Origin of the sequence: Halobellus captivus, assembly GCF_007655485.1 — an archaeon.
GTDB lineage: Archaea > Halobacteriota > Halobacteria > Halobacteriales > Haloferacaceae > Haloquadratum > Haloquadratum captivum.
In genome coordinates this window covers 473,756-497,174 of the sequence record NZ_VJXQ01000002.1, presented here as the reverse complement: position 1 = coordinate 497,174, position 23,419 = coordinate 473,756, and the positions used below count along the sequence as shown (strand labels likewise).

The following is a 23,419-nucleotide window of genomic DNA, read 5'->3' as shown; positions in this document are numbered from 1 at the left end:
TCGTCTAGTCGCATTATCATATACCCGCTTCGATAGGTATTTGGTACTCTGTAACGCATTCTCTATCATCATATGATGGGTGTTGCCTAATGTCATCAATGGTTGAAGCTTTGATAATAGGGCTAACGCAGCTACTTTCTTGGCCGTTAATATTGTTCGTTTTCGCTGGTGCCCTGCTCGGGATGTTATTTGGGCTGCTCCCCGGGTTAGGTGGTCCCGTTCTTCTGGCGCTACTCCTACCGGTCACGTACGGCTTCGCACCGGAGTCTGCAGTGGTGCTTTTGACTGCATCACTGGGTGGTGTTGCGTTCGGTGGCAGCATCTCAGCGATTATTATCAATACGCCGGGGACTGCATCGAACGCTGCAACAACCTTCGATGGATATCCGCTAGCAAGACAAGGTAGGGCCAGTGAGGCATTAGGCGTATCTGCGACTGCGAGCGCGTTGGGGGCTATTTTCGGTGTTTTAGTACTGATTCTACTGCTACCAGTTGCACAGCAAATTATCCTCGCATTCAGCCCCCCCGAGTTTTTTTGGATCGCCGTTCTCGGCCTGGCCGTAATCGCGTTCGTCTCTGGAGATAGCTTCCTCAAAGGATTGGTGGCAGGTGGGGTCGGACTGATGATCTCGTTTATCGGATACAGCGGCGTAACGGGGACGTATCGATACGGATTCGGGACGGAGTTCCTGTGGGCAGGTATCGATTTGATCGCCGCCATCATCGGGTTGTTTGCCATCGCTGAAGTGATCAAACTCACTGTCGAAAAGAGCGAGACGATCGCACAGTTCACAGGGGAGGGATCAACTGGCAGAGGCCAGCTCAAAGGCATCAAGCACGTTCTTTCCCGTCCCGTACTATTCTTTAAATCAGCGACCATTGGTACGCTCATCGGCCTGATTCCTGGCGCCGGTGGCTCTGTTGCCAACTTCGTCTCGTATATCTCTGCGCTTCAATCCTCTGATGAGCCCGAACGGTTCGGCCAAGGAGCCGTCGAGGGCATCATCGCTAGCGAGGCGTCGAACGATGCAAAGGATGGGGGTGCGCTACTGCCGACATTGGTCTTTGGGATCCCAGGAAGTGCAACAACGGCGGTCCTTCTTGCGGGACTCGTTGTACACGACATTAACCCTGGACGACAGCTTCTGGGCGAGGATCTCTCGATACTGTTTCTCCTGTTGTTTGCACTGATCCTCGCGAATATCGTGACGTCAGGAGTCGGGTTATTCGCTGCTCCCTTCCTCGCAAAGGCGACTCACGTTCCTGTTCGAATCCTCATTCCACTCATATTAATCGTGAGCTTCTTAGGATCCTACGCACTCCGAGGCAATGTCGGCGACGTCGTCGTCGCCGTGGCGTTCGGATTCCTGGGCTACGCGATGATCGTTTACAGCTACTCTCGGGTGGCGATGATAATCGCGCTCGTGTTGGGACCATTGTTGGAAAATTCGTTCGTTCAATCGCTCCAGATGTCTCGTGAGAGCTACTGGATCTTCGTCACTCGCCCGATCTCGTTCGTGCTGATGATGCTGGTGCTACTGATCGTTCTGGTTCCGCTCATCCAACTCGGAAAGCAGCGACTTGAGGCCCCGAGAGTGGGGGGTGGTCATGATGAGTAAAAACAACCTCTCTGATAACCCACTGCTTAAACGGGTTGTAACGGCGATTAGTCCAGACCGCGTCGAGTTACTGTTCACACTCGTATTGGTTCTCTTTATGGGAACACTCCTGTGGCAGACGTTTGGCTACGAAGATTTCGGAAAAATAATTCCGCTAATTGTGGCGACACCCACCTTCGTCTTTCTACTCGTGATTCTCGCGGCGGCGATCTCGCCACGCGTCAACGAGATGCTGAATGAGTATCAAGTCAGAGACATCATCGACGTGGACGAGATTGAACAGTTCACACAAGAAAGCGAGGACAGCGAATCGGACGTGTACGATCAGCGGTTGGAGTTTATCGGTATCACACTGTGGATCATAATCTTCGGGCTCCTGTTCCATTACGTCGGAGCTGTCGAATCGATCACGATTGTGCTACTGGGATACTATCGCATCACCGCGAAACAAAATGTTGTCAGGACAGTCCTTTATACAGGCATAACGTTACTGTTCATCTATCTCGTCTTTGATATGGTCTTAGAGATGCGGCTGTTTACTGATAGCTGGTTCGCGTTCCTCCTTCCGTGATCAATCAGTTCCGATTCCGGAGTTGTATTCTATTCGCTACGCCGAACTTACACATCGGCAGAATATGAGCCAGTGACGCCGTTGTGGTGAACGCTGTTTGTACACGGTGGCGTACCTCTTTTCGGTGGTCTCTGAATCGTACAGTGGGGAGCTGGAAAACAGCTCGTATGACGCCCCGTCAGATTTGATGGAACGAGACCAATCAGAGAAAACGGATGACGCAAAACCACTGAGCTGGATACGAATGTGGCCTCGGTGACTGCACGCCACCTTCACAAAATCAGGTTCGCGATAGTCGGTGGGTCGATACGACAGTGACTGATCGGTTCGCTATGCGAGTTGGCGTCTGTCTAGCTAGGCGGGTTAGACAGTATCTCCTCGTACTCGGCGGCGAGATCGACCGCCTGTTCAATGAGTCCGCCGAGCTCATCCGGTCCGGTGGGGTTGAGGAATGCGTCGTTGTCCTCTGCCCACTGCTGCATTTCGTCGGAATCCAGCGTCTCAAGGATTGCATCCGCGATGATATCGACCCGGTCGCTTGGAATCTCCGGTGGACCAAAGATTACCCGGTCAAGATTGAGTGCAAGGAATTCTTCATACCCTGCCTCTGCCGCTGTTGGCGTTCCTTCATAGATTTCCGGCACTTCTTCGCTGAAAATGGCTAGGGGAATCACGTCGCCAGCTTGCACAGCTTCCTGGATCGCTCCTGTCGTGTTGGGGCCGAGGCTGACTTCGGCGTCACCACGGAGAATCGCTGAAACCGCTTCGGGTGTCGACTCGAAGTTGAGTAGTGACACGTCGAGATCAAGGATACCGGAGGTAATGATGCTGGACTGCCATGCTGTCGTACCCTCTCCCGGCGTCGCCCACACAAGCGGCCCATATTCCTGTAAATCTTCGAGGGATTCGATTCCCGTATCGGCACCGACAAAGACGACGTACTCGGTGGTGATCAACCGCGCAATTGCCGTAAGCTCTGCCGGGTTCGGGATATCCGCACCGGTAGTGTACGCACCGATCTCACCCTCGTACGGGAAGCTCCCAATCGTGTAGCCGTCCGGATCCGACCGATAGAGCTGTAGAAACATCGATCGCGGAGGAGTAACATTCTCCACGACATGGTCTACATCTGCATCGAAGTAGTCCGGCACGAACTGAACCAAGCCCCGAACCGCCGTATCGAATCCTCCTCCTGCACTCGCGCCGACGAGCCAATTCATCGTTTCAGATGGGAAATCCGAGCCTGAGTCCCCACCCGAATCCGTGTCTCCACCCGAATCGGAGTCACCGGTTGAGTCTCCACCCGACCCTGAATCGCCGCCCGAATCCGAGTCGTCATTACCTAAGCAGCCCGCGGCTGTTGTGAGGAGCCCACCTGCTGCAACACTTTTGATAAACGATCGTCTTTTCGATTGCATCTTTGGTCACAAATAACCGTAGTATATTAAGTGTTGTTAATTATGACAGTATATTGTACAAATAATCCGTTGCTCAAAGGGATCGGTTGAGACAACGTCAACTGCTTGTGCGCGCGTTTCTACAGTATGTAGAGTATGTAGATCGACTATCTGCCTCGGGTGGTGAACAGCTGGGTTCGACATTTTACGTCAAAGTCCCGGACAACTGATCACCGCCTGCTGGTTCGGTACCGTGTCTTTGACTTACTAGAACTCCGAACGGACTGAGAAACCGCGCTTGCCTTTGCAACCTGATCAATGGTCCCTCTGTTCGGAATCAATCACTTGGTATCCACAACTCTCCGCTTCGATTTCCAACGCGATGAATCTTCCATTGAATTATGGTTAACGAAATAGCTTTATCTGATGAAGCTGACTACCGACTGTATGAGCTTGAAAAACCTTGATCAGTGGGTCAAAGAGCAGGAAAACCTCGTCGAATCGTTCCGCAAGCAGGGTGGATACTACGAAGGGCATTTCCCCGTAGTGCCGAACGAACAGACAAACTGGATCGACGAGGTGCGGGCGATCGCTGAAACGGCCGCGCTCGCTGACTTATCTCACCATATGACTTCGCTCCGGCTCACGGGGCCTGACGTCGTTCGTCTGTTGAAGCGTCTGTGCGTCAACGATTTCGACAACTTCGAGATCGGAAAGGCGAAGCAAATTGTGATGTGCAACCACGAGGGGTATCACATGGGTGACGGACCCCTTCTTCGACTTGGTGACGAAGAGTTCTATGCACCGGGTATGCACGCTACGAAGTGGATCCAATACAATATCGAAACGGGTGACTACGATGTAACGGCGGAGATCGAACCGCCGACTTCGTTGCTTCCTGGAGACCCAGAGAAACACGTCCTTCAACTTCAGGGCCCGAACGCGTACGACATCCTTGACGAACTCACCGACGACGACTTCCGTAATATCGGATTTTACCGCTTCGAGGAAATCGAACTTGCTGGCTACGAAACCATCGCGCTCGGACACGGGATGTCCCCGGAGGCTGGATTCGAATTCATCGGTTCCTTTGAGAACTACGACGGACTGATTGAAGCGATCGTTGAGGTCGGTGAGGACTACGGGCTGAAACGGCTTGGGTCGCGGACCTACGTCTCGAATTCCGTCCGGGTTGGATGGGTTCCACCCCACCCGCGTCCGGTGTACGACCTCGACGAAATGGAAGGATACCGACAGTGGGCCGACGGGGAAAAAGAAGAGAAGTACGGCAAATGGGGGACGAGTGAAGAACCGTTAGAAGCCACCTTTTCGCTCGAGGGGAGCTTTGAATCGAACGACGTCCGTGACTACTACCTCAGATCGATTGAACTGGGGTACGGAAAGCTGGTCGACCTCGATCACGACTTCATTGGTAAAGCGGCGATAGAGGCAGAGATCGAGAATCCTGAGCGAGAGCTCGTGTCTCTCATTTGGGACAACGAGGACGTCCATCGCATCAATAACTCGCTTTTCGGTGAGGGAGATAACCACAAATTTATGAACAACCTACCCCGGATCGGATGGGCGCGTCAAGCGTACGACGAGGTCCTGAAGGACGACGAATCGATCGGGATTTCACACTCCCGTTCTTTCCAGTGGGATATCCGTCAGATGACTTCCCTCGCAGTCCTTGACACTGAATACACCGAACCGGGCACAGAGGTTACTGTCGTTTGGGGAGAACCTGGAGGAGAATCTCCGAACCCAACGATCGAGAAGCACGTTCAGACGGATATCTCTGCGACAGTGCAACCACCCCGATACACGGGCGATAAACGGGGCTCCAACTAGCTCTTCGCGGGGTGTTGTCCCCGGGGAGACGATGTGAATTAGCGGTCGAAGATACGCTTTCGCAGTTTTATGAAGCTGTACGTTCCGACAGTACCGGTACGGCGTAGAAGCCGCATCGCAGGTCGTTTTCCATCCAAGTGACTAAAGCAAAACGCGAAAAGCCACCGCGCAAGGCGATTACTGATATGCACAAAGCACAGACAACGGATGACCGCGCGGATAAAATTGTAACCTGTGTCGACGGCGGCGGACTCCATCGTACTTCTCGACTGAATCAGCCCCGTTCGTCTAGGTCGAACGGGCTGCGTTGATAACATTACAAACATACGGTTGTAAGCCACTGCTCAGAGGCAGTTACGTTAGCATATGTAACGAACGTTCCCCGGATTACGCATAATGTTCGCCACCCGCGAACGTATTCGTCTGACATAGCACAAGATACGCGATCGCATCCCTTCGTCTTGATCGATATTCGATCTCCCCGGTCGAAGATGTCGGTTCAGAGTTTCGTAGATCACCGACGTTCGCTCAGTCGAATGGATACCCGTAGAAATTGATTCCTTGTTCGGATGCTGCCGCGTTACCGGGATTCGGCGTATGTCAGGTCTAGTTCGATCTCGTTAGCGGTCGCGATGACGAGGTCGGCGATCTCGCCTCGACATCGTTCGACCGGCAGCCGATTTGCAGCCCCGGACACGCTAATAGCCCCGATAACGCCGCCGCGCTCGTTGAGTACCGGGGCTCCCACCGCGTGGATACCGTCTGCTGATTCCCCGAGGTTCAGTGCGAATCCGTCGCTCCGGATCTGCTCTAGCGTCTCGAACAGACGCTCAATATCCGTGATCGTGTTATCCGTGCGTTTTTCTAAGCCGTATCGGTCGATGATCGAACGGACGTTTCGCTTCGGAAGGTGCGCGAGAATCGCCTTCCCCCCGGAGATACAGTGGAGGGGCATCTGGGTACCTACACGAGCGTCCGTACTAACGGAGTGTTTCCCCGTCGCACCCGCGATGAACGTTCCGAGTCCGTTCTCCTCGACGAGACAGCGGGTGTTTCCCTTCGACTGAATCGCCATCTCTTCTAATTTCGGCGCTGCTACGTGGTAGAGGTCAATCCTCTCACGCACGCGGACACCGATGTCCAAAAACCGCAGACCGAGCCGATACTGACCACCGTCATTGACGACATACCCGCGGTGAGCCAACGAGACCAGGTGGGCGTGAACCGTACTCTTGGATCGACCGACACGGTCGGCCAGTTCTGAGACCCCGACTGTTCCGTCACGCTCCATCTGTTCGATGATATCGAGCAAGATTTCATCGGATTGGATGCGCCTCCCGTCGGGGATATCGTTCATACGCCTCGAAGTCTCTAAGTACATATATGCGTTTTGGGGTCTACATCTCAACTACACCGAAAACTGTGTCTTGAGTGGTTTTCCCCGTTGCACTCCATCAAACGAAGATATATTTATCAGGAGGTGGTCTCTACTAATAACCGTATGTCCCAACTGAAATCTGAACGCTATCCCGTGACCGACGAGATGCGCGAGGCCTTCGTCGTGGATATCGACTTCCACTTCGAACCGGCGATGGAGAAGCTTCTCCCCTACGTCGACCACCCCGGGGCGAAGCGCACACTCTCGCTCGAAGACTTCCCCCCGACGACGCGGTACTGGGCGTCCGGCTACGCGACGCCACACGGCGGTAACGGCCGACAGACTCACGGCGTCGCCGAGACGGCCGACGACGTCATCGACGTCAGCGAAAAACTCGCCATCGATCTGACCGTCCTCACGCCCGGCTACAACACGCTGCCCGACGTCCAGAACGTCATCCTCAAGAACGAGATCGTCCGCGCGTACAACCGGTACGTCCTCGAGGACGTCTCGCCAGCCGCCGACAACATCAAAGTGCTGCCCGCGCTCCCGCAGTGGGATCCCGAACGCTGCGTCGAGGAGATCGAACTGTGGGGCGACAACGACGACGTCGTCGGATTCTACGGGTTCTTCGGTCACTACAGCCTCCTCGGCAACCCCCAGTACGACAAGGTGTTCGACGCGCTCGTCAAACACGACCTACCCCTGGCGCTCCACGGCGGCGGAACCGGTAACTGGCCGCAGAAGGATCTCATCGGGAACTCCATCCGCACCTGGACGGAGATGTACGGACTCGTCCACCCCGTCCGCGCGATGATGATGGTCGGGAATATGATAATGACAGGGGTCTTCGACAAGTACCCCGAGCTACAGATCGTGATGATCGAGGGCGGCCTCAACTGGGTCCCGTTCATCAAAATGCGGATGGACGAGGTCTACCAGGACCACCCCGAGGACATCCAACTGACCGAACGCGTGACCGAGCTCGGTCAGGAGTACCTCAAAAAGCAGCCCAGCGAGTACATCGAGGACCACTTCTCGTTTTCGTCGCAGCCGATCGACATCCCGAAGAAGCCGAAGAACTTCGAGGCGATGCTGGATATGACGAACGCGAGCGAGAGCCTCATGTTCGCCACCGACTACCCGCACTACACGCTCGAACTGTCCAACTGGGCGTTCGAATCCAACGTGATCGACGACGAACTGCGCGAGAACATCCTGCACAAGAACGCCGAGCGCGTCTTCAGAATCTAAATGACCGAACACACTGTCGCATCTGCGGAGGATATCCCCGAAGGCGAGGGCAAGATGGTCGAGGTCGACGGATTGTCTGTCGCCATCTTCAACGTCGAGGGCGAGTTCTACGGGGTCTCGAACCGATGTATCCACAAAGGCGGTCCGCTCGGGGAGGGCTTCCTCCACAGCGAACTGCCCGTGATCAACAAAGATCGCAAATCGATCCACTGCCCGTGGCACTTCTGGGAGTTCGACCTCGAAACCGGTCGCCACGAAGTAAACCCGAGCACCGGGATTCGAGCGTTTGACGTCTCCGAGCGTGACGGCGACGTCATCGTCACGATCTGACTGACGGCCCACTGACCGCTGTTCGACTCCCGTTCGTTCCGAAACTCCCGAGTCGTTGGCGTAACCGTCCCCTGTCGTTCACACAGTTCCGTCTCCGAGGCCGCTTATCGGCGACTGATCGGCGCTCGCGAGGCCACGCTGTGGCGTACTCGACGACCGACTGCGCAGAGCGACTGCGGCGTCGACGACCGAACTGCGTGAAAAATGAGAAATACGACCGGCGGATGCCGTACTCAGGAGATAAGCGAGAGGAAGTTCTCGCTGTTGATCTTGGCTTTCTCCTCTTCGGTGATGTCGAGTCGGTCCATCGCCTTGACGTTACTCCCCATGAAGTCGGCACCGTCGTGGCCGCCGTAGGGGTAGTCAGTCGCGAAGACCATCTGGTCCGCGCCGAAGACCCGGTAGACCGTTTCGAGCCCGGGATCGGATCCGTAGAGGACGGCGTCGTAGTAGAACTGACTGTAGTACTCCTCGATCGGTTTTCTGAGTTCCTCGTGGCCGCCCTCGAACACCTCGGGCGTCTCACCGAAGGTCCCCTCGTCGTAGAAGAACAGCTTGAGCCGTTCGAGGTACGTCGGCGTGAGACCGCCGCCGTGGTGGGTGATGATGTTCAGATCCTCGTGTCGCTCCATCAGCCCGCTCAGGACCAGCCGAACCAGCGCGAGCGACGTGTCGAAGAGCCAGCCGAGCGCCAGGTCGACGCCCCACTGGTAAGTCCAGTCGTACCAGTCGTGGACCTGCGGATGGATCCAGACCGGAACGCCGCGTTTCTCTGCGAGTTCGTAGATCGGCAGCAGCGCCTCGGTGTCGACGGGTTGTCCCTCGTAGTTGGAGTAGATCTGCAGTCCGACCATCCCGAGGTCGTCGAGACAGCGCTCGGCCTCCTCGACGATCGAGTCGTTCAGGACCGGCAACGTCCCGACGGGCAGAAACCGGTCGGGGTGGGTGTCTGCAACCTCGCGGATCTCGTCGTTCGCCTGTTCGACGAGCGATTGGATCGTCGCCTCGGTCGCGTACTCGCGAATGCCCGGCCAGAAGTGAGGGGCCCCGAGCGCGACGATCTGCTTGTCGATCCCGAACTTGTCGAGATGTTCGATGCGACGGTCGTAATCCCAGAATCCCGCGGTGTCCGGGTGCCGCTTGTAGGCAGGTGCCCGGTAGACATCTCCGAAATCGTGGTAATATTGCTCCGGCACTTCGTGTGCGTACGCGTCAATGCGCATACTCGCATCACTTCGCGACAGGACGTAAGTCTATCGACCTTCACAGCCCTTCACAGTCGACGAGTAGTCCCTTCTCGGATGCGTTCCGTCGTCGTCGGTCGGCCGCTCTTCGTTGTCGCCATCGGTTGGTCTAGTCCCGGGACTCGCTTCACCATCGCAATTCGGTGAGAGAGCGGTAACTTATTCTACGCTCGCTAGCGAACTGATTATGCAGGAATGTCACAACCACCGGAGGACGACGACCTCGAGATCGTGGACAGTGGTCACAACGTCTCGCCGGAGGGGGTCGACGGAGACGACGACGAGCTCTGGGTGGTCGTCGAAAACGACGGAGCTGCCGAATCCGTGACGGTGGAACTTCAGTTGGTCGACGAGTACAGCGTCCTCGACACACACACGCAGACGGCGACAGTTCCGGAGGCGGGTTGCCTTCGCTACCGGTTCGTCGTTCCGATCCCGAAGGGCTTCGACCAGTATATATTCAGTATCGCCGGACGAGAGACGGAAGAGGGACGGGCGGACAGTCGTGACGGAGCGTCGTGACGGACGGATGGCGATCGACGTGTCGACCAGCGTTCTGTCGTTCGCACCGCGACAGCGGTCTGTGGTTCACACTGCGGCAGCCGTCTGTCGTTCGCTCGCTCTACCGGAAACCTGCTCAGGTTGACGCCGCCTACGTCCACTGGTCCGACTGTGCGGTCCGAGCGAAACAACCGAAACGGCGGTGACTGAGAGGGTATTATCTCAGGGTCGTAACGACGGGACAGGGGGCGTTCAGTAACATCGACTGTGCGGCGCTCCCGAACAGCGCCTTCCCCGTGGGCGAGCGCTTGCGCGCTCCGATGACGAGATACCGCGCGCCCTCCTCCTCCACGTAATCGACGATCGTTGACGCCGGATCGCCTATCAGTCCGAAGCACTCGTACGGGACGGTCAGGCCCTCAGCGGCCTCCGCGGCAATCTCTTTCGCGACCGCCTTCACTTCATCGAGGTCGAGCGGTTCGCCGGTGTTGTTAACGTTCGTCCGCTCGAGTTCGACGAACTCCGTGCGGGTCAATACGTGGACCAGGTGCACGGTGTCGTCGAACGCCTCCGCGAGGGTGCCAGCTTCTCGGACGACGTCTTCGGCTCGGTCTGAACGGTCGATCGCTGCTACGATGGCCATACGTGAGAAACACAGTAATTCCATTTGATTGTTTCCCTTGACTGGCTGTCTGAACTGAGTTCGTTGCGGTTTCATCGGGATTTACGCGCTTCGGTACGAGATACCGCTAGAAATCACAGAGACGACCGACAGACGATCGAAAAGCTATACTCGGTCGGAGGACAACTACTGACCGTGATTCCGGATTGGTAATTCCGACACGCGAACTCGCTGTCAGGGTATTCGGTAGAGAGGGTGATCTCTTAGCAGATACTGCGACACAAGCACTGATTGTTGCGAGTAGCATCCTTGTTACCGGTGGCATACTGATCAGTCCCATGATCGCCGACCTCGCGACTGTTTTTGCCGTCTCAGAGGCGCGCGGAGGGTGGCTGATCGTCAGCTACACGGCCGCTGCGGCGATCTGTCTTCCTATCGTCGGTGCGCTTTCGGACCGGTTGGGGCGGAAACCGGTTATGACTGCAGGGCTCGTCCTCTTCGGCATTGCGGGGGCGGCGGTGGGTGTCGTCTCGACGTTTGAGACCGCGCTTTTTATGCGAGCCCTCCAAGGTATCGGATTTGCCTGTGCCACACCAGTGATTTTGACGCTGATCGGCGATCTATACAGCGGAACGCGCGAGACAACCGTTCAGGGAATGCGTGTGTCCGCTAATAGTCTGATGAACGCCGTCGCGCCCCTCATTGGTGGACTATTGTTCGTCTACTCGTGGCGGACTCCGTTTTTGTTATATTTCCTGACGCTCCCTGTTGCACTTTGGGTCTGGCAATCGGTTCCGGAAATCCAACCACAAAATGACTGGTCCTACAGAGAGTACTTTGATAACACGCTTGTCGCACTACAGCAGAAAGCGATGGTGCTTTTGATGATCTCGTTCGCACTCCGATTTGTTCTCTTTTACGGATTGATAACCTACATTTCTGTGCTTGCCAAACAAGAAGCGGCTATGACTGTCGTTGCGGTAGGTGTATTAATGTCTGTCCGAGGAATCGCTAAAACAGCGATGTCAACACAGGTCGGTCGGCTTTCCGTAGATTATGACACTGTTCTGTTAACGTGTGTGAGCTTTTTCTTTCTATCGCTTGGGATAGTTATTATGGGTGCGATGCCAAATGTGCTTATGCTCACATTCGGTATCACAGTTGTGGGCATCGCAGACGGAGTGTTATCACCGGCGCAAAAAAGTATTGTAAATAAATTTTCATCCACAGGCACACGGGGAGGAGTTATGTCTACTGCAGTTACTATGCAGAATATCGGACAGGTAATCGGACCTATTATATTCAGTGTTATGATGGGGTTCGTCGGTGTTTCACAGACATTTTTGACTCTCGGGGCCTCTGTCGGTGCTCTCGGAGTCGTCTCGGTTGCTGGAATTCTTTATCTTGGAAATCCACTTGATAGTAAATTATCTTAGTTTTAGGTAAATATTATGCTCCAGCGATTACGAGATAAGTATATAAGACAACCGACCATTTCTAGGAGAGCTTCCGAGTCGCGAATCTTCTCGTGTTGTCCGCACTACGCCTCGTCTCTGTCCCGCAACACCACTTCGCCGGGTTCAATTCCCACACCGCTTCCGACTTTCACGCCCGCGTTCAGACTGACGTTGATTCCGGTCTTCACTCCGTCACCGAGGACGACGCCGAGCTTTCGCCGACCGGTGTCGACGCGCTCGCCTTTCACTGTCATCTTCACCGAGGCGTCGTCGTGGCGGAGATTCGCGACCTTCGTTCCGGCACCCAGGTTCACGTCCCGTCCCAACACCGAGTCGCCGACGTAGGACAAGTGCGGCACCGCCGCCTCCGACAGCAGGATCGAATTCTTCACCTCGACTCCGTGGCCGATTCGCGCGTCCGGTCCCACGACTGTGGATCCCCGAACGTACGCGTTCGGCCCGATTTCCGCGCCCGGAAGAACCACGACCGGCCCCTCCACGCGTACGCCTTCGCGGATCGTCGCTCCCTCGGCGACGACGACCGCTCCGTCCAACTGCGCCCCACCGGCGACGGAACCCCGGACGTCCCGTTCGATCTCCGTAAGTAGCAGTTCGTTCGCCCGAAGTAACTCCCATGGGCGGCCGACGTCGAGCCACCGGCCGTCGTACTCGACGACCGAAACGTCGTGCCCGTCAGAAAGCAGTAGATCGAGCGTGTCGGTGATCTCGTACTCGCCGCGCTCGCTCTTTTCGGTCCGATCGATGTACTCGAAGACCTCCGGATCGAACGCGTAGCAGCCGACGTTCGCGAGGTTCGTCGGCGGATCGGCGGGCTTCTCGACGATCGCCGCCATCGAGCCGTCGGGATCGACGGAGACGACGCCGTAGGACCGCGGATCCTCGACGGGGGTCGTTGCGATCGCGTGCCCCTCCGCGTCGGCGAGCGCGCGTGGCAACTCGGTGTCGACGAGGACATCCCCGTTGAGCACGATGAATCGGTCGTCGACGACCTCGCGGGCCTGCTCGATCGCGTGGGCGGTCCCCGCGGGATCGGTCTGTTCGACGTAGCTGATCGGCGTTCCTCGATACTCCTCGCCGAGTTGGGCAATCACGTCGTCACTGCGATAGCCGACGACGACGACGAACTCGTCGACGACGTCGATACAGGCGTCGAAGACGTGTTCGAGAAGCGGGCGACCGGCAGCGGGAAGCAGTGGCTTCGGCCGGTGATCGGTGAGCGGACGCATCCGCGTCCCCTGTCCGGCCGCGAGCACGACACCGTACATATGCCTGTGCAACGGGCTACCGGCGTATAGATTCCGTGGTCCGCGGGCGGTCCCGGCGGAGATCGACCGGGCGCCCTCCGGGCAGCCACCCCGAAGATGCCGCCGCGTTCCGGTACCACTTTTATGCACCCCCGACGCACTGCCTGCAATGCCATCGCTCGACGACGTCACCGTCCTCGTGCCCACCTACAACGAGGCCGAGACGATCGGCCAGGTGATCGACGATTTCCGGGGGGCGGGCTTCGACGACATCCTCGTCGTCGACGGCGGTTCCGACGACGAGACCGACCAGATCGCTGATGCTCGCGGTGCGCGCGTCGTCTATCAGTCGGGAACTGGAAAGGGGCAAGCGGTCCGCGAGGGCGTCACGGAACATGTCGAGCGCGAGTACGTGTTGATGCTCGACGGCGATGCGACCTACCGGGTCGAAGACGCCGACGCGATGCTCGAACCGCTCCTCGAAGACCAGGCCGAGCACGTCATCGGCAACCGCTTCGCAGACCTCCACGAAGGCGCGATGACGCGGTTCAACCGGATCGGAAACCGGATTATCAACCGAGGCTTCGCGTACGTCCACGGCGAGCGCTTCGCGGACATCCTCTCGGGGTACCGGGCGTTTTCCCGCGAATCGTTCCTGCGGATGACGCTTTCTTCCGACGGGTTCGGCATCGAGACGGAGATGTCTGTCGAGTGCGCAAAGCGCGGCATCCGGACGACGGTCGTGCCCATCTCCTACCTTCCGCGCCCGTCCGGATCCGACACCAACCTCCGACCGGTCCGCGACGGCGGGATCATCTTTCTCGAACTCTATCGCCGCGCGAAGACCAACAACCCACTCTTTTATTTCGGAAGCCTGGGCGTCTTTTCGACGCTCACCGGTCTCCTCATCGCCGTCTACGTCGGCGTCGAGTGGGTCTTCGCCGGGATTTCACACGAGGTGCTGGCGGTCGTCTCCGGCTTCGGAATCATCGTCGGCGTCCAACTGCTGATGTTCGGCGTGCTCGCGGACCTGATCTTGACGCTGCATCGGGACACGCTCCAGAAGATCGACGAGACGACGGAGTCGGACTCGTAGGTGTCGGTGCCGGGCCGATTGTGCCAACGAGGTCGACGCTACGCGCCGTCCCGCGAGGCTCGCACTGGGAGCCGAGCGGAGTTTCACGCTCCAGATTTTTGCGGGGGCTCGAGGTCGCGCTTCGCGCGACCGAAGACGATGGAAAAGGGTGGGATTAGAACGGCAACAGTGCCCGAAGCTGTGAGAAGACGCCACCGCTCGACGCGCGATACTCCTCGAAGACGGGGTGGAGCGCGTCGAGGAGCTCCCGCTTAGTATCGAACCGATTCGGACCGACCGCGTTGAGCGCCTCCGAGAGCGCGACCGCGTTATCGTTGGCATCGTAGGGAATCTCGGGATCGCCGAGTGCGCGCACGATCTCGTCGCTCGTCGCGGGGAAGGTGAGGTCCGCCTCCGAGAGGTACGGAGTGAGCGCCGCGATGCCGAACTCCAGCGAGTCGGGTTCGTCTCCGCCCTGCTGCGGTGGTCTGACAGCCATCGCCGACGGCTACGGTTCGGGGGATGGAAAAACCCTCGGCTCCCGACCGCGATCGACTCCACAGGATCCCGTCCGATCGACTCCACAGGGTTTTGTTCGCTCGTCGCCTCGGACCGTTCAGACGATGACCGAGTACACGACCGTCTCGATCCCGAAAGACCTGGCCGAGCGGGTCGACGAGACCATCGAGGGGACCAGCTTTTCGAGCACCAGCGATCTCGTGCGATTCCTCCTGCGGAGCATCGTCATCCAGTACCAGCGGGAGGGCGAGCTCACGGAGGCGCAGTTCGAGGATATCGCCGAACAGCTCGCGGACTTGGGCTATCTGGATCGCTGACGGGACCTGATCCGCTTTCTGTCGGTTATCCGGCGACAGAATCCTCGGGCGGTTCGACGTCGAGCACGTCGAGATCGAGTTCGCGGCCCTCGCGGTCGAAGACCGCACACGACGCCACCTCCCACGGCGGCACCGCGACGACGAGCGCGGCGGCGAAGGTGTCCTCGCGCGTCGGTTCCAGCGGTCCCTGCGGGTGTGAGACGAACCGGGCGCGACTCCGACCCGCGGGCGTTCCCAGGTCCATCCCGAAAACTGCAGTTACCGACCCGCTCGCCTCGGGGAAGTAGAAATGAGTGAGTACCGGCGTCTCCGGACCGAGCGAGAGGCCGGTCTCGAACTCCCTCGCGGGCGTCGATTCGAGGACGACGCTGACGGAGGTCGGTTCCTCCGCCTCGGCCATCTCCAGGAGTGCCCCCAACAGCCCGCTCGTGATGTAGACCACGACCAGTGAGACGGCCGCCCGAGTAAAAACGTCGTCGGCGTCGACGACAGCGGTCCCTCCTCTGTATTTCTCCTACGGACTCGCCGGTTAGGACCGAATCGAACTCGCCGGTTAGGACCGCATCGGATGCACCGATTAGGACAGCATCTCTTTGAGCGCCCGCCCATAGGCACCGGGGAGGTTCGTCCGCGCGTTCGCGAGCGCGTCGCGAAGCGCCGACGAAGCGTCGGACGTCACGCCAGCCCCGTGGCCGACGAGCACGCGTTCGGGATCGAACCCCGACAGCACGCGCCGAGGCGGCATCGGACGGAGCATCGGATGCACGCCGAGACGCTCGCCCGGAGCACAGAAGTACGCGACTGTACCGACCGCTTCGGGAACGACGAGGGTCCCCTCATCGGGGTGATACAGCCCGACCTCCTGCCACGGCGGGAGCGTCGAGTCCTTGATTCGAAACGCCTCGAACCCGGACCCTCCGAGCTCGGTGTCGAACCGCTCGACCGGCGCGTCAATCTCGTCGGCGACGCCGGTCATCCATCGCGGGACGTACACCGACGCGTCGTGACGGCGCGCGAACGCGGCCGCGTCGCGCGTGTGCCTGTCGAGACCGACGACGACGCCCGCGACGTCGCCGAACTCGGCAATCAACGCATCGATGTCGGGGGTATCGACGGGATCGATAACCCAGACGCCGCCGCCGTCGCCGACGAGCGCGTGGCTCGCGCGCTGCATCGTCTCCTCGGGATAGGCCACCCAGCCGACGCCGCCGTCCCAGCGGTCGATCTCGCGGTACTCGTCGCTGTCGCCGCCCTTCATCGGCATACTCCACACTCGGGGCGCGAACCGGATAAAGCTCCTCGCCGATCGGCGCGCGCCCGATATCGTTCCTCGCCAGCGTGCTCGGCCCCTTCCCGACGGGGAGGTACCGGACCCAGGGGAATTTTGAGGGGATGCTTCGTACCGGCGGCGTACGTATGTCTGACGCAGGCCCCGCTGTGCCCTCGATGCGCGGTGTTCGGAAATCGATGTACGACGTCCTCCGCGAGGCGTTCATCTCCGGACTCGCGGTCGTGGTCCCGCTCGTCATCACCGTCGCCGTCTTTCTGTTCCTGTTCAACGCCGTCTACGGGTATCTGAACCTGTTTTCCGACGTCGTCGTCGTGCTGCCGGTCGTCTCGATGGTCCCCGACGTGTTGAACATCGACCCCGAACGGATCATCGAAGCCGCCGTTCCCGTCATCGTCTTCGGCGCGGTCATCGGCATCGGCCTCGTGGTGAACAGTTCCCGATACGGAGAGCGCGCCGTCGATCAGTTCGACTACGTCATCGGACAGATCCCCGGCGTGGGATCGGTGTACGAAAGCTTTCGGCGGATGAGCGACGTGATGCTCGATTCCGACGCGGAGAACTTCCGCGAGGTCAAACTGGTCGAATTTCCGCACGAAGGGGCGTACACGCTCGGATTCGTCACGACGGAGACGCCGGAGGTTCTCCGGACGGCCGCGGGCCACGAGGAGATGCTCACGCTGTTTCTCCCGCTCGCGCCGAACCCGGTGATGGGCGGCCACCTCGTGCACCTCCCGGAGAGTCGGGTGATGGACGTCGATATGACCGTCGAAGAGGGAGTGCAGGCGATCGTCACGAGCGGCGTCGCACTTACGGACACGGCAGATGGACTCTCACGGGCGGAGCTGAACTCGCTGACCGACGTCGACCTCGACGGGAACGGCGATGCGGTCGATTCCGACGGGGACGGCGATGCGGCCGCTCCCGACGCGAACGTGGCACCGGCATCAGAGGAGACCGATCAACAACGGCGGTACGACGAACGGGTCGACCCCGCCCACGCAGAGACGCCGCACGAGTTGGCCCGGCGCGAGCGGGACCCCGATACCGGCGATTCGGGGGAATCCACCGAGGACTCTCGCGACGACGACTGATTATCGGAGTTCTCGGGACGATATCTGACCGAGTGAGGCGTCGTCCGACCGAGTCAACCATTGTCTGATTAAGTGAAGCGCCGTCTGAACGGTTGGCACTCCAGGGCGGTAACCGGAAGACACAGGCTGGCCCCGACCGTCGCGTTCCGTATGTCCTTCGAGCTTCGCGAGCACACCGCGGACGTCGCCGTCGAAGCGATCGCGCCCGATCTCTCGACGCTGTTCGGCGCGGTCGCGAACGGGCTCGCCGCCGCCTCTTGCGATGAGATTCCCGCGACGACGAGCGCCGAACGCTACGATGTCGACGTCGCAGCCGAGAGCCTGGAGGCGCTGCTGTTCGACTATCTCGATCAACTGATCTACGAACGAGACGTTCGCAGCGTACTGCCGGTCGACAACCGAGTGCAGGTCCGAAACGTGGCCGGAGAACACGGCGAAGTCACCGACAACGCAGATGGCGAGACAGACGGTGCGGCTGTGGTCGAGTGGCGACTCTCGGGGACGTACCGCGGCATCCCGCTCGCGACGCTTGACGCCCGAGAGGTGAAGGCCGTGACGTACTCGGAGATGCGCGTCGAGGAAACCAAAGCGGGCTGGGTGGGCTACGTGGTATTCGACGTGTGAGCCGCGGTTGACCGATCTATCTCGACCGGGGTTCGATCTCCGCCGTCTCGCATAATTCAAATAATTGGGACGTTCAGTCTCGGAAGTTGTTTGTGCCCCCCGGTACGAGATAGCTACGAAATGACCGATCGCGCAGTGCGTTTCGTTTGTGTCGTCCTCGTCGTTGCCGCTCTCATCGGGGGCGTCGGCACGACGGCGCAGGGCGCGTCGGCGCAGACGACGGACACGATCGTCGGAACGCAGATCGCGCCGGACGATGTATCGATGCAAGTCGCGCTCACTGAGGATGGCAGCGCGGCGTGGGCGGTCGAGTACCGCGTCCGCCTCGACGATGAGAACGCGACCGAAGCGTTCGAGAGCCTCCAAAGCGACATCGAAGCCAACGAATCGGCGTACACCTCACAGTTCCGCGAGCGTATGGAGTCGACCGCGGCGACCGCGGAGAACGCGACCGGCCGCGAGATGACGATAGCGGACGTCAGTGTCGCGACCTCCACACAGACACTGGGGCAAGAGTACGGCGTCGTGACCTACACGTTCGTCTGGACGAACTTCGCCGTCGTCGAGGACGGGGAGATCCGCGCGGGCGACGCGCTCGCCGGGCTCTTCCTCGACGAAGAGACCTCCTTGCAGTTCTCCTGGCCGGACGGATACGCGCTCGACACGGTGCAGCCGGAGCCGGACGATACGCGGTTGAACTCCCGGATCGTCGTCTGGAACGGCCCGCTCGATTTCGGCGCGAACGAACCGACCGTCCTGGTCACCGAGGCGCCGCCCGCCGGTGATTCGACTACGACAGGGGCCGACGATGCCGGTGATGGGTCGAGTGAAAGCAGCGACGTCAACGGACTCATTCTCGGCGCGCTGGGACTCCTGATCGTTGGTGGTGCCGTCGGGTGGCTGTTGTATCGACGTCGCGAACGAGCGGGTGTGGGGCCTGGTGGCGACCCCTCCGCCGACGTGAGCACGACTTCGGGGGCTGGACCCGCGGCGACTACTGGAGACGACGGATCCGCCAGTTCGGCTGCAACCGGCGGTGGCACCGATGAAACTGCCGGGGACGGTTCGGACGGTTCGCCGACAGGTGGTTCGGCGACGGGAGAGGGTGCGGCGGGCGTGGCGGCCGCCGACGAGACCGGGGCGGGCGGCGCGCCGCCTTGGGAGGACGAGCTGCTCAGCAACGAGGAGCGGGTGCTCGCGCTCGTCGAACACGAGGGCGGCCGGATGAAGCAGCAGGAGGTCGCACAGACACTCGACTGGACCGATGCGAAGACGAGTCAGGTGATCCGGAAAATGCGGGACGAGGACAAACTCGACGCGTTCCGCCTGGGCCGCGAAAACGTCCTCGTGCTTCCCGGAGAGAGCTTGGAACCGGGGCGAGATGATGAGGAGTGAACGCAGTCGGCGGCAAGCGGACCGACCTCGCACCCGTTCTGACAGTACCGGTGACACACCGTCGCAGTCGGCGACAAAATCCGAATTAAGTCGGCGTAACTGGGCCAAAGGATGTTTGAGGTATATGCCGATCCGTGTTGTAGGGGAGAGCAAGATGCGATCCGCAGTAACGCTCCTTGTCGTGCTCGTCGTCGTTATCGGGACGGTTCCCGTCGGCATCGCAGCCGCGACGGGGGTAAATTCGCAGGCATCGCTTGCTGACGCTTCCGCGTCGAGTACCGACTCGACGGCAGCGCAGGTGCGAGACAACGAAACCGCCACAGAACAAGCGAGCGAGGCGACAGCCGAAGCGAATGAGCCGTCGGCGGACGAGAACGAAACGACGACGACCGCCGAGGACGACTCGGACGCTGCTGAGAACGATTCGTCGGCCCTCAGCCCGGGCGCGCAACTGGCCGGTGTGATCGCCGTTCAGCGCACGGAAGTCGATAGCGAGGTCTCCTCGCGTGCGTTCGGCCAGCGCGTCGCCGCGGCAGCCACGAACGACTCCAAGGCCGCGGTTATCGCGACCGACGTCGACGACAGCCGCGAACGGATCGAACGGCTTCGAGAGCGACTCGACGAACTGGAGGAGGCCCACGAGGCCGGAGAGATTTCCGACGGGCGATACCGCGCGACCGCAGCGCGGTTGACAGCCGAGATCAACGCGGTGGAACGGCGACTCGGACAGGCCAACGAGAGCGCTTCGTCACTGCCGGAGTCGGTTCGAGAGGCGAACGGTATCAACGCCTCGAACATCGAGGTACTCCGAACGGAGGCGCGGAACCTCTCGGGGCCCGAGGTCGCCGAGGTCGCTCGGGGAATCGCGGGACAGAACTCCGGACAGGGGATGAAAACAGCGGCGATGGGGCAGCGTGGGGGTCCACCGGGGCAGGCCGGTGACGCACCGGGACGAAACGGCGATCGACCGGGGCGAGTCTCTGTCGACGCCGAAACGAACGAGAACCGGAGTGATCTGCCGGGAAACCCGAACGCACCAGCATCAGACGTGCTGGAAAATAGGAACGCGTCTCCAAACGGGAGTGATAGCTCACGGTCGAACCAGGGCGAATCGAAGGACACACCGGGGAATGACCGCGGAACCGCAGACCGTGGCCAGCCCAGCGAGATGCCCGGACAGGCGGGTGACGCTCCCGGACGCGACAGGAGATCACCGACCGACCTGTTCCGATCGTGGCTGACCTCGTTCGGCATCTGAAACTCAGTTCTGATACCGAGGGGGTAGGGTTATATCGTTCCCGCTAGTGAGCGAAACTGATGGAGTATGCGTACCCGATCGTCGGGTTCATCGTGGGGATGACTCTCATCGCCACAAGCGTATTCTCGGCGTTTGTCTACACCCCGAGAAGCGCGTCTCTCGTCGACACCGCGCTGACCGCGTTCACCGGTGTGACGCTACAGATCGGTGATTTCCTCGCTGTGTCCTCGATTGTCGCGATCGTCTTCAACCTGCTTGCGACACAGTTCGGTGTCCAGTTCTCACTCATTGTTCCGTTCGCTACCGGGTACGCACTCACGCACGTGATCATCTACTACTCGTCGCTGCGGATCACTGACGTGCAGACGCAACCGTTGGATCCGAACTTCGATATCCGGAAAAACCCGATTCAACTGATAACCCTCTCGATTCCAGGTGCGCTGATCCTTCTCCCGGCAGGTCGGCGTCGGTGACACGAAGACTAAAACGGTTCTTTGAGGCAAGCGCGCTTTTACGTGGGTCTCCCCCGTAGTCGAATCTGCCCCGGTTGGGCCGCCCGCGATTCGGTCCCCGCCGACGCGATACCCGTCCGGTTGCCCCCTCCCCCCTCAGCCCACTACGCCGGATCGGTGGCTCCTCACCGGGCACCTCCGCTGACGCAGGCCCTCCTCCCTCCGTCGAAACCGAAGCTCTTCCGCGCATCGAACAGTCTCTTCCGCGCAGAGCAACCTCTCTCCAGGATGTTCTCACGATCGGTATCTCGGTGACTGTGCCGCTGGTGAACTCTCGAAACCGACTCGAAACCGACCGACGCAGACGGCGGATTCGCGACGAGAAGAGCCAGGGGTGGGATTTGAACCCACGAAGTCTCGATTACAAGTCGAGTGCATGAACCGCCCATGCTCCCCTGGCGCGAGTCGACCTACTCAGTCCTCCTTTGAGTGTGTGTCGTTTTCGGCGGACGGCCCGCCCGCCGCATCCCTTTCCGATGAGCCCGCCGGTGGGTGTCCACTGATCGGTTTCTCGAACTGTATTCGGTGGGTCGCGTACCCTCGATCACGGTAGAACTCCCGGGCGCGACGGTTCGCCGCCATCGCTTCCAGCGAAACGACGGTCGCCCCGGCCTCACGCAGTGCCGCCTCCGCGGCGTCCATCAACGCGGTGCCGACGCCGTCGTCTCGGCACGCGGGGTCGACGTAGACGTTCCTGACGACGCCGCGGACCTCGTCCTGCTCGTACGAACCGCGCTCGATACCGAACGTGACGAATCCGACGAGGGTTCCCTCCAAACGGGCGATCCGGATCCCTCCCGTGACCGCGTGGCGGGCGAGCGTGTCGCGAACGACGGCGCGGTTCTCGTCGGCGAGGATGTGCGAGTCGTGCGCTCGTTGGTCCGCCGCGAGTGCGACCCACAGGTCGACGAGTTTGTCGACTGCGGCCACGTCCGGGCGTTCGATCGACGTCGGGGATGCTTCGCTCACACTATCGACCGACGATCCGCCTGCGTCCGCATCCTCCATATCCTCGATTCGAGCGGCGGAGGGATATATTCGTCTGATTGGGTGATCTCGCGAGCGACGTCGCGGGCCCCACGTGCGGGCAGTTGAGGACCCAGGTGGCGGCCACCGAGCGACGCGTCTTTGTCCGCTCGGATCGGACAGTGGACCGATGGAGCCGCTGCGAACCGACCCGGAACTAGGGCCGCTTGTGGAAACGCACGGCGAGTTACCGATCGGCACCGCCGACGACGAGTTCGAACGGCTCGTGGTCGCGATCGTGAACCAGCAACTGTCGGTCGAGTCCGCGGCAGCGATCCGCGAACGGCTGTTCGATCGGATCGAAGTGACGCCGACGGGCGTTCGCGATGCCCCCGACGACGCGCTTCGCGACGTCGGCCTCTCGAAACAGAAGATCGAGTACGTCCGCAACGTCGCCGATGCGTTCGAGGAACGGGACTTGACCAGGACGGGACTCGAAGGGGAAGACGACGCGACCGTGATCGGTCTGCTGACCGAGATCCGCGGTGTGGGAGTCTGGACGGCCAAGATGTACCTCATATTCGTGTTGGGCCGCCCCGACGTGTTCCCGGTCGAGGACCTCGGGATCCGAAAGGGGATGGGCGAACTCTACGGTTACGACGATGGTGACCGCGAGGCGATGGTCGAACACGCCGAGCGGTGGCGACCGTATCGCAGCCACGCGAGTCGGTACCTCTGGCGAGTCGTCGATTAGCCAGGTCGCCCGGTAGTATTCGGCAGGCCGTCGAGTAGTACTCGGTGGGTTGTCGGTGTGGTCGCTGTGAGTCCCCCGACTCGATTGCCGATTCCGATCGAATCGACGGTCTCGTTCACAGTTCTGCC

General features: G+C 59.9%; 24 protein-coding genes and 1 tRNA gene. 15 read left to right on the top strand and 10 right to left on the bottom strand.

Annotation, left to right across the window (positions count from 1 at the left end; all coding sequences use genetic code 11):
• Window positions 1-89: 89 nt before the first annotated feature.
• A complete protein-coding gene (locus FJT57_RS07850; RefSeq protein WP_144903868.1) occupies window positions 90-1,619 on the top strand; it encodes a tripartite tricarboxylate transporter permease in 1,530 nt (509 codons plus the stop codon).
• The gene (locus FJT57_RS07845) at window positions 1,612-2,190 is read left to right on the top strand and encodes a tripartite tricarboxylate transporter TctB family protein (RefSeq protein WP_162524312.1); all 579 of its coding nucleotides are present in this window, start codon (window positions 1,612-1,614) and stop codon (window positions 2,188-2,190) included. The genes FJT57_RS07850 and FJT57_RS07845 overlap by 8 nt, the downstream gene beginning before the upstream one ends.
• A 350-nt stretch (window positions 2,191-2,540) precedes the next feature.
• On the opposite strand, the gene FJT57_RS07840 is transcribed toward FJT57_RS07845, so the two are convergent.
• Window positions 2,541-3,608, bottom strand: coding sequence for a Bug family tripartite tricarboxylate transporter substrate binding protein (locus FJT57_RS07840; protein WP_144903864.1), 1,068 nt, complete (start codon window positions 3,606-3,608; stop codon window positions 2,541-2,543).
• A gap of 405 nt (window positions 3,609-4,013) precedes the next feature.
• Here FJT57_RS07840 and FJT57_RS07835 point away from each other — a divergent pair, with 405 nt between their 5' ends.
• Window positions 4,014-5,438, top strand: a complete 1,425-nt coding sequence (locus FJT57_RS07835) for an aminomethyl transferase family protein (RefSeq protein ID WP_144903862.1) — start codon at window positions 4,014-4,016, stop codon at window positions 5,436-5,438.
• Between the two features lie 580 nt (window positions 5,439-6,018).
• On the opposite strand, the gene FJT57_RS07830 is transcribed toward FJT57_RS07835, so the two are convergent.
• Window positions 6,019-6,795, bottom strand: a complete 777-nt coding sequence (locus tag FJT57_RS07830) for an IclR family transcriptional regulator (RefSeq protein WP_162524311.1) — start codon at window positions 6,793-6,795, stop codon at window positions 6,019-6,021.
• A 144-nt stretch (window positions 6,796-6,939) separates the two neighbouring features.
• Between FJT57_RS07830 and FJT57_RS07825 the strand changes: the two genes are divergently transcribed.
• On the top strand, window positions 6,940-8,070 hold the full coding sequence (locus FJT57_RS07825) for an amidohydrolase family protein (protein WP_144903858.1): 1,131 nt from the start codon (window positions 6,940-6,942) through the stop codon (window positions 8,068-8,070).
• The gene (locus FJT57_RS07820) at window positions 8,071-8,400 is read left to right on the top strand and encodes a Rieske (2Fe-2S) protein (protein ID WP_144903856.1); all 330 of its coding nucleotides are present in this window, start codon (window positions 8,071-8,073) and stop codon (window positions 8,398-8,400) included.
• Window positions 8,401-8,633: 233 nt separating this feature from the next.
• On the opposite strand, the gene FJT57_RS07815 is transcribed toward FJT57_RS07820, so the two are convergent.
• Window positions 8,634-9,623 (bottom strand): amidohydrolase family protein, encoded by a 990-nt coding sequence (locus tag FJT57_RS07815; RefSeq protein WP_144903854.1) that lies wholly within the window; start codon window positions 9,621-9,623, stop codon window positions 8,634-8,636.
• A gap of 216 nt (window positions 9,624-9,839) precedes the next feature.
• Between FJT57_RS07815 and FJT57_RS07810 the strand changes: the two genes are divergently transcribed.
• A complete protein-coding gene (locus FJT57_RS07810; RefSeq protein WP_144903851.1) occupies window positions 9,840-10,166 on the top strand; it encodes a hypothetical protein in 327 nt (108 codons plus the stop codon).
• A 196-nt stretch (window positions 10,167-10,362) separates the two neighbouring features.
• Here the strand turns inward: FJT57_RS07810 and FJT57_RS07805 are convergent, their stop codons facing one another.
• Entirely contained in the window at window positions 10,363-10,788 is a 426-nt protein-coding gene (locus FJT57_RS07805) for a universal stress protein (RefSeq protein ID WP_144903848.1), read from the bottom strand.
• 185 nt (window positions 10,789-10,973) lie between these two features.
• Between FJT57_RS07805 and FJT57_RS07800 the strand changes: the two genes are divergently transcribed.
• Complete coding sequence (locus FJT57_RS07800) at window positions 10,974-12,203, top strand: MFS transporter (RefSeq protein ID WP_162524310.1); 1,230 nt, start codon at window positions 10,974-10,976, stop codon at window positions 12,201-12,203.
• A 104-nt stretch (window positions 12,204-12,307) separates the two neighbouring features.
• Here the strand turns inward: FJT57_RS07800 and glmU are convergent, their stop codons facing one another.
• Window positions 12,308-13,510, bottom strand: a complete 1,203-nt coding sequence (gene glmU / locus FJT57_RS07795) for a bifunctional sugar-1-phosphate nucleotidylyltransferase/acetyltransferase (protein ID WP_144903842.1) — start codon at window positions 13,508-13,510, stop codon at window positions 12,308-12,310.
• A gap of 148 nt (window positions 13,511-13,658) precedes the next feature.
• Between glmU and aglJ the strand changes: the two genes are divergently transcribed.
• Entirely contained in the window at window positions 13,659-14,585 is a 927-nt protein-coding gene (gene aglJ / locus FJT57_RS07790) for an S-layer glycoprotein N-glycosyltransferase AglJ (RefSeq protein ID WP_144903840.1), read from the top strand.
• 154 nt (window positions 14,586-14,739) lie between these two features.
• On the opposite strand, the gene FJT57_RS07785 is transcribed toward aglJ, so the two are convergent.
• Window positions 14,740-15,063: a DUF5789 family protein gene (locus FJT57_RS07785; RefSeq protein WP_144903837.1), complete on the bottom strand. Its 324-nt coding sequence runs from the start codon at window positions 15,061-15,063 to the stop codon at window positions 14,740-14,742.
• 124 nt (window positions 15,064-15,187) lie between these two features.
• Here FJT57_RS07785 and FJT57_RS07780 point away from each other — a divergent pair, with 124 nt between their 5' ends.
• Window positions 15,188-15,400, top strand: coding sequence for a ribbon-helix-helix domain-containing protein (locus FJT57_RS07780; RefSeq protein WP_049985763.1), 213 nt, complete (start codon window positions 15,188-15,190; stop codon window positions 15,398-15,400).
• Window positions 15,401-15,425: 25 nt separating this feature from the next.
• Here FJT57_RS07780 and FJT57_RS07775 read toward each other — a convergent pair whose 3' ends face one another.
• Window positions 15,426-15,842, bottom strand: coding sequence for a hypothetical protein (locus FJT57_RS07775; RefSeq protein ID WP_144903834.1), 417 nt, complete (start codon window positions 15,840-15,842; stop codon window positions 15,426-15,428).
• Window positions 15,843-15,977: 135 nt separating this feature from the next.
• The gene (locus FJT57_RS07770) at window positions 15,978-16,664 is read right to left on the bottom strand and encodes a DUF4336 domain-containing protein (protein WP_144903832.1); all 687 of its coding nucleotides are present in this window, start codon (window positions 16,662-16,664) and stop codon (window positions 15,978-15,980) included.
• 152 nt (window positions 16,665-16,816) lie between these two features.
• Here FJT57_RS07770 and FJT57_RS07765 point away from each other — a divergent pair, with 152 nt between their 5' ends.
• The 5 genes from FJT57_RS07765 (at window position 16,817) to FJT57_RS07745 (ending at window position 21,532) form a co-directional block, all read left to right on the top strand.
• The gene (locus FJT57_RS07765) at window positions 16,817-17,782 is read left to right on the top strand and encodes a DUF502 domain-containing protein (protein WP_238993942.1); all 966 of its coding nucleotides are present in this window, start codon (window positions 16,817-16,819) and stop codon (window positions 17,780-17,782) included.
• A 150-nt stretch (window positions 17,783-17,932) separates the two neighbouring features.
• Complete coding sequence (locus FJT57_RS07760; protein ID WP_144903830.1) at window positions 17,933-18,406, top strand: archease; 474 nt, start codon at window positions 17,933-17,935, stop codon at window positions 18,404-18,406.
• Between the two features lie 120 nt (window positions 18,407-18,526).
• On the top strand, window positions 18,527-19,801 hold the full coding sequence (locus tag FJT57_RS07755) for a helix-turn-helix transcriptional regulator (protein WP_144903828.1): 1,275 nt from the start codon (window positions 18,527-18,529) through the stop codon (window positions 19,799-19,801).
• A gap of 154 nt (window positions 19,802-19,955) precedes the next feature.
• Window positions 19,956-21,059, top strand: coding sequence for a hypothetical protein (locus FJT57_RS07750; RefSeq protein WP_144903825.1), 1,104 nt, complete (start codon window positions 19,956-19,958; stop codon window positions 21,057-21,059).
• Window positions 21,060-21,118: 59 nt separating this feature from the next.
• Window positions 21,119-21,532: a hypothetical protein gene (locus FJT57_RS07745; protein WP_144903822.1), complete on the top strand. Its 414-nt coding sequence runs from the start codon at window positions 21,119-21,121 to the stop codon at window positions 21,530-21,532.
• Between the two features lie 365 nt (window positions 21,533-21,897).
• On the opposite strand, the gene FJT57_RS07740 is transcribed toward FJT57_RS07745, so the two are convergent.
• Together FJT57_RS07740 and FJT57_RS07735 are read right to left on the bottom strand one after the other, a co-directional pair.
• Window positions 21,898-21,971, bottom strand: a tRNA-Thr gene (locus FJT57_RS07740).
• Window positions 21,972-21,985: 14 nt separating this feature from the next.
• Complete coding sequence (locus FJT57_RS07735; protein ID WP_144903819.1) at window positions 21,986-22,579, bottom strand: GNAT family N-acetyltransferase; 594 nt, start codon at window positions 22,577-22,579, stop codon at window positions 21,986-21,988.
• A gap of 148 nt (window positions 22,580-22,727) precedes the next feature.
• On the opposite strand from FJT57_RS07735, the gene FJT57_RS07730 reads away from it, so the two are divergent.
• Window positions 22,728-23,291, top strand: a complete 564-nt coding sequence (locus FJT57_RS07730) for a DNA-3-methyladenine glycosylase family protein (RefSeq protein ID WP_144903816.1) — start codon at window positions 22,728-22,730, stop codon at window positions 23,289-23,291.
• Window positions 23,292-23,419: the final 128 nt, after the last annotated feature.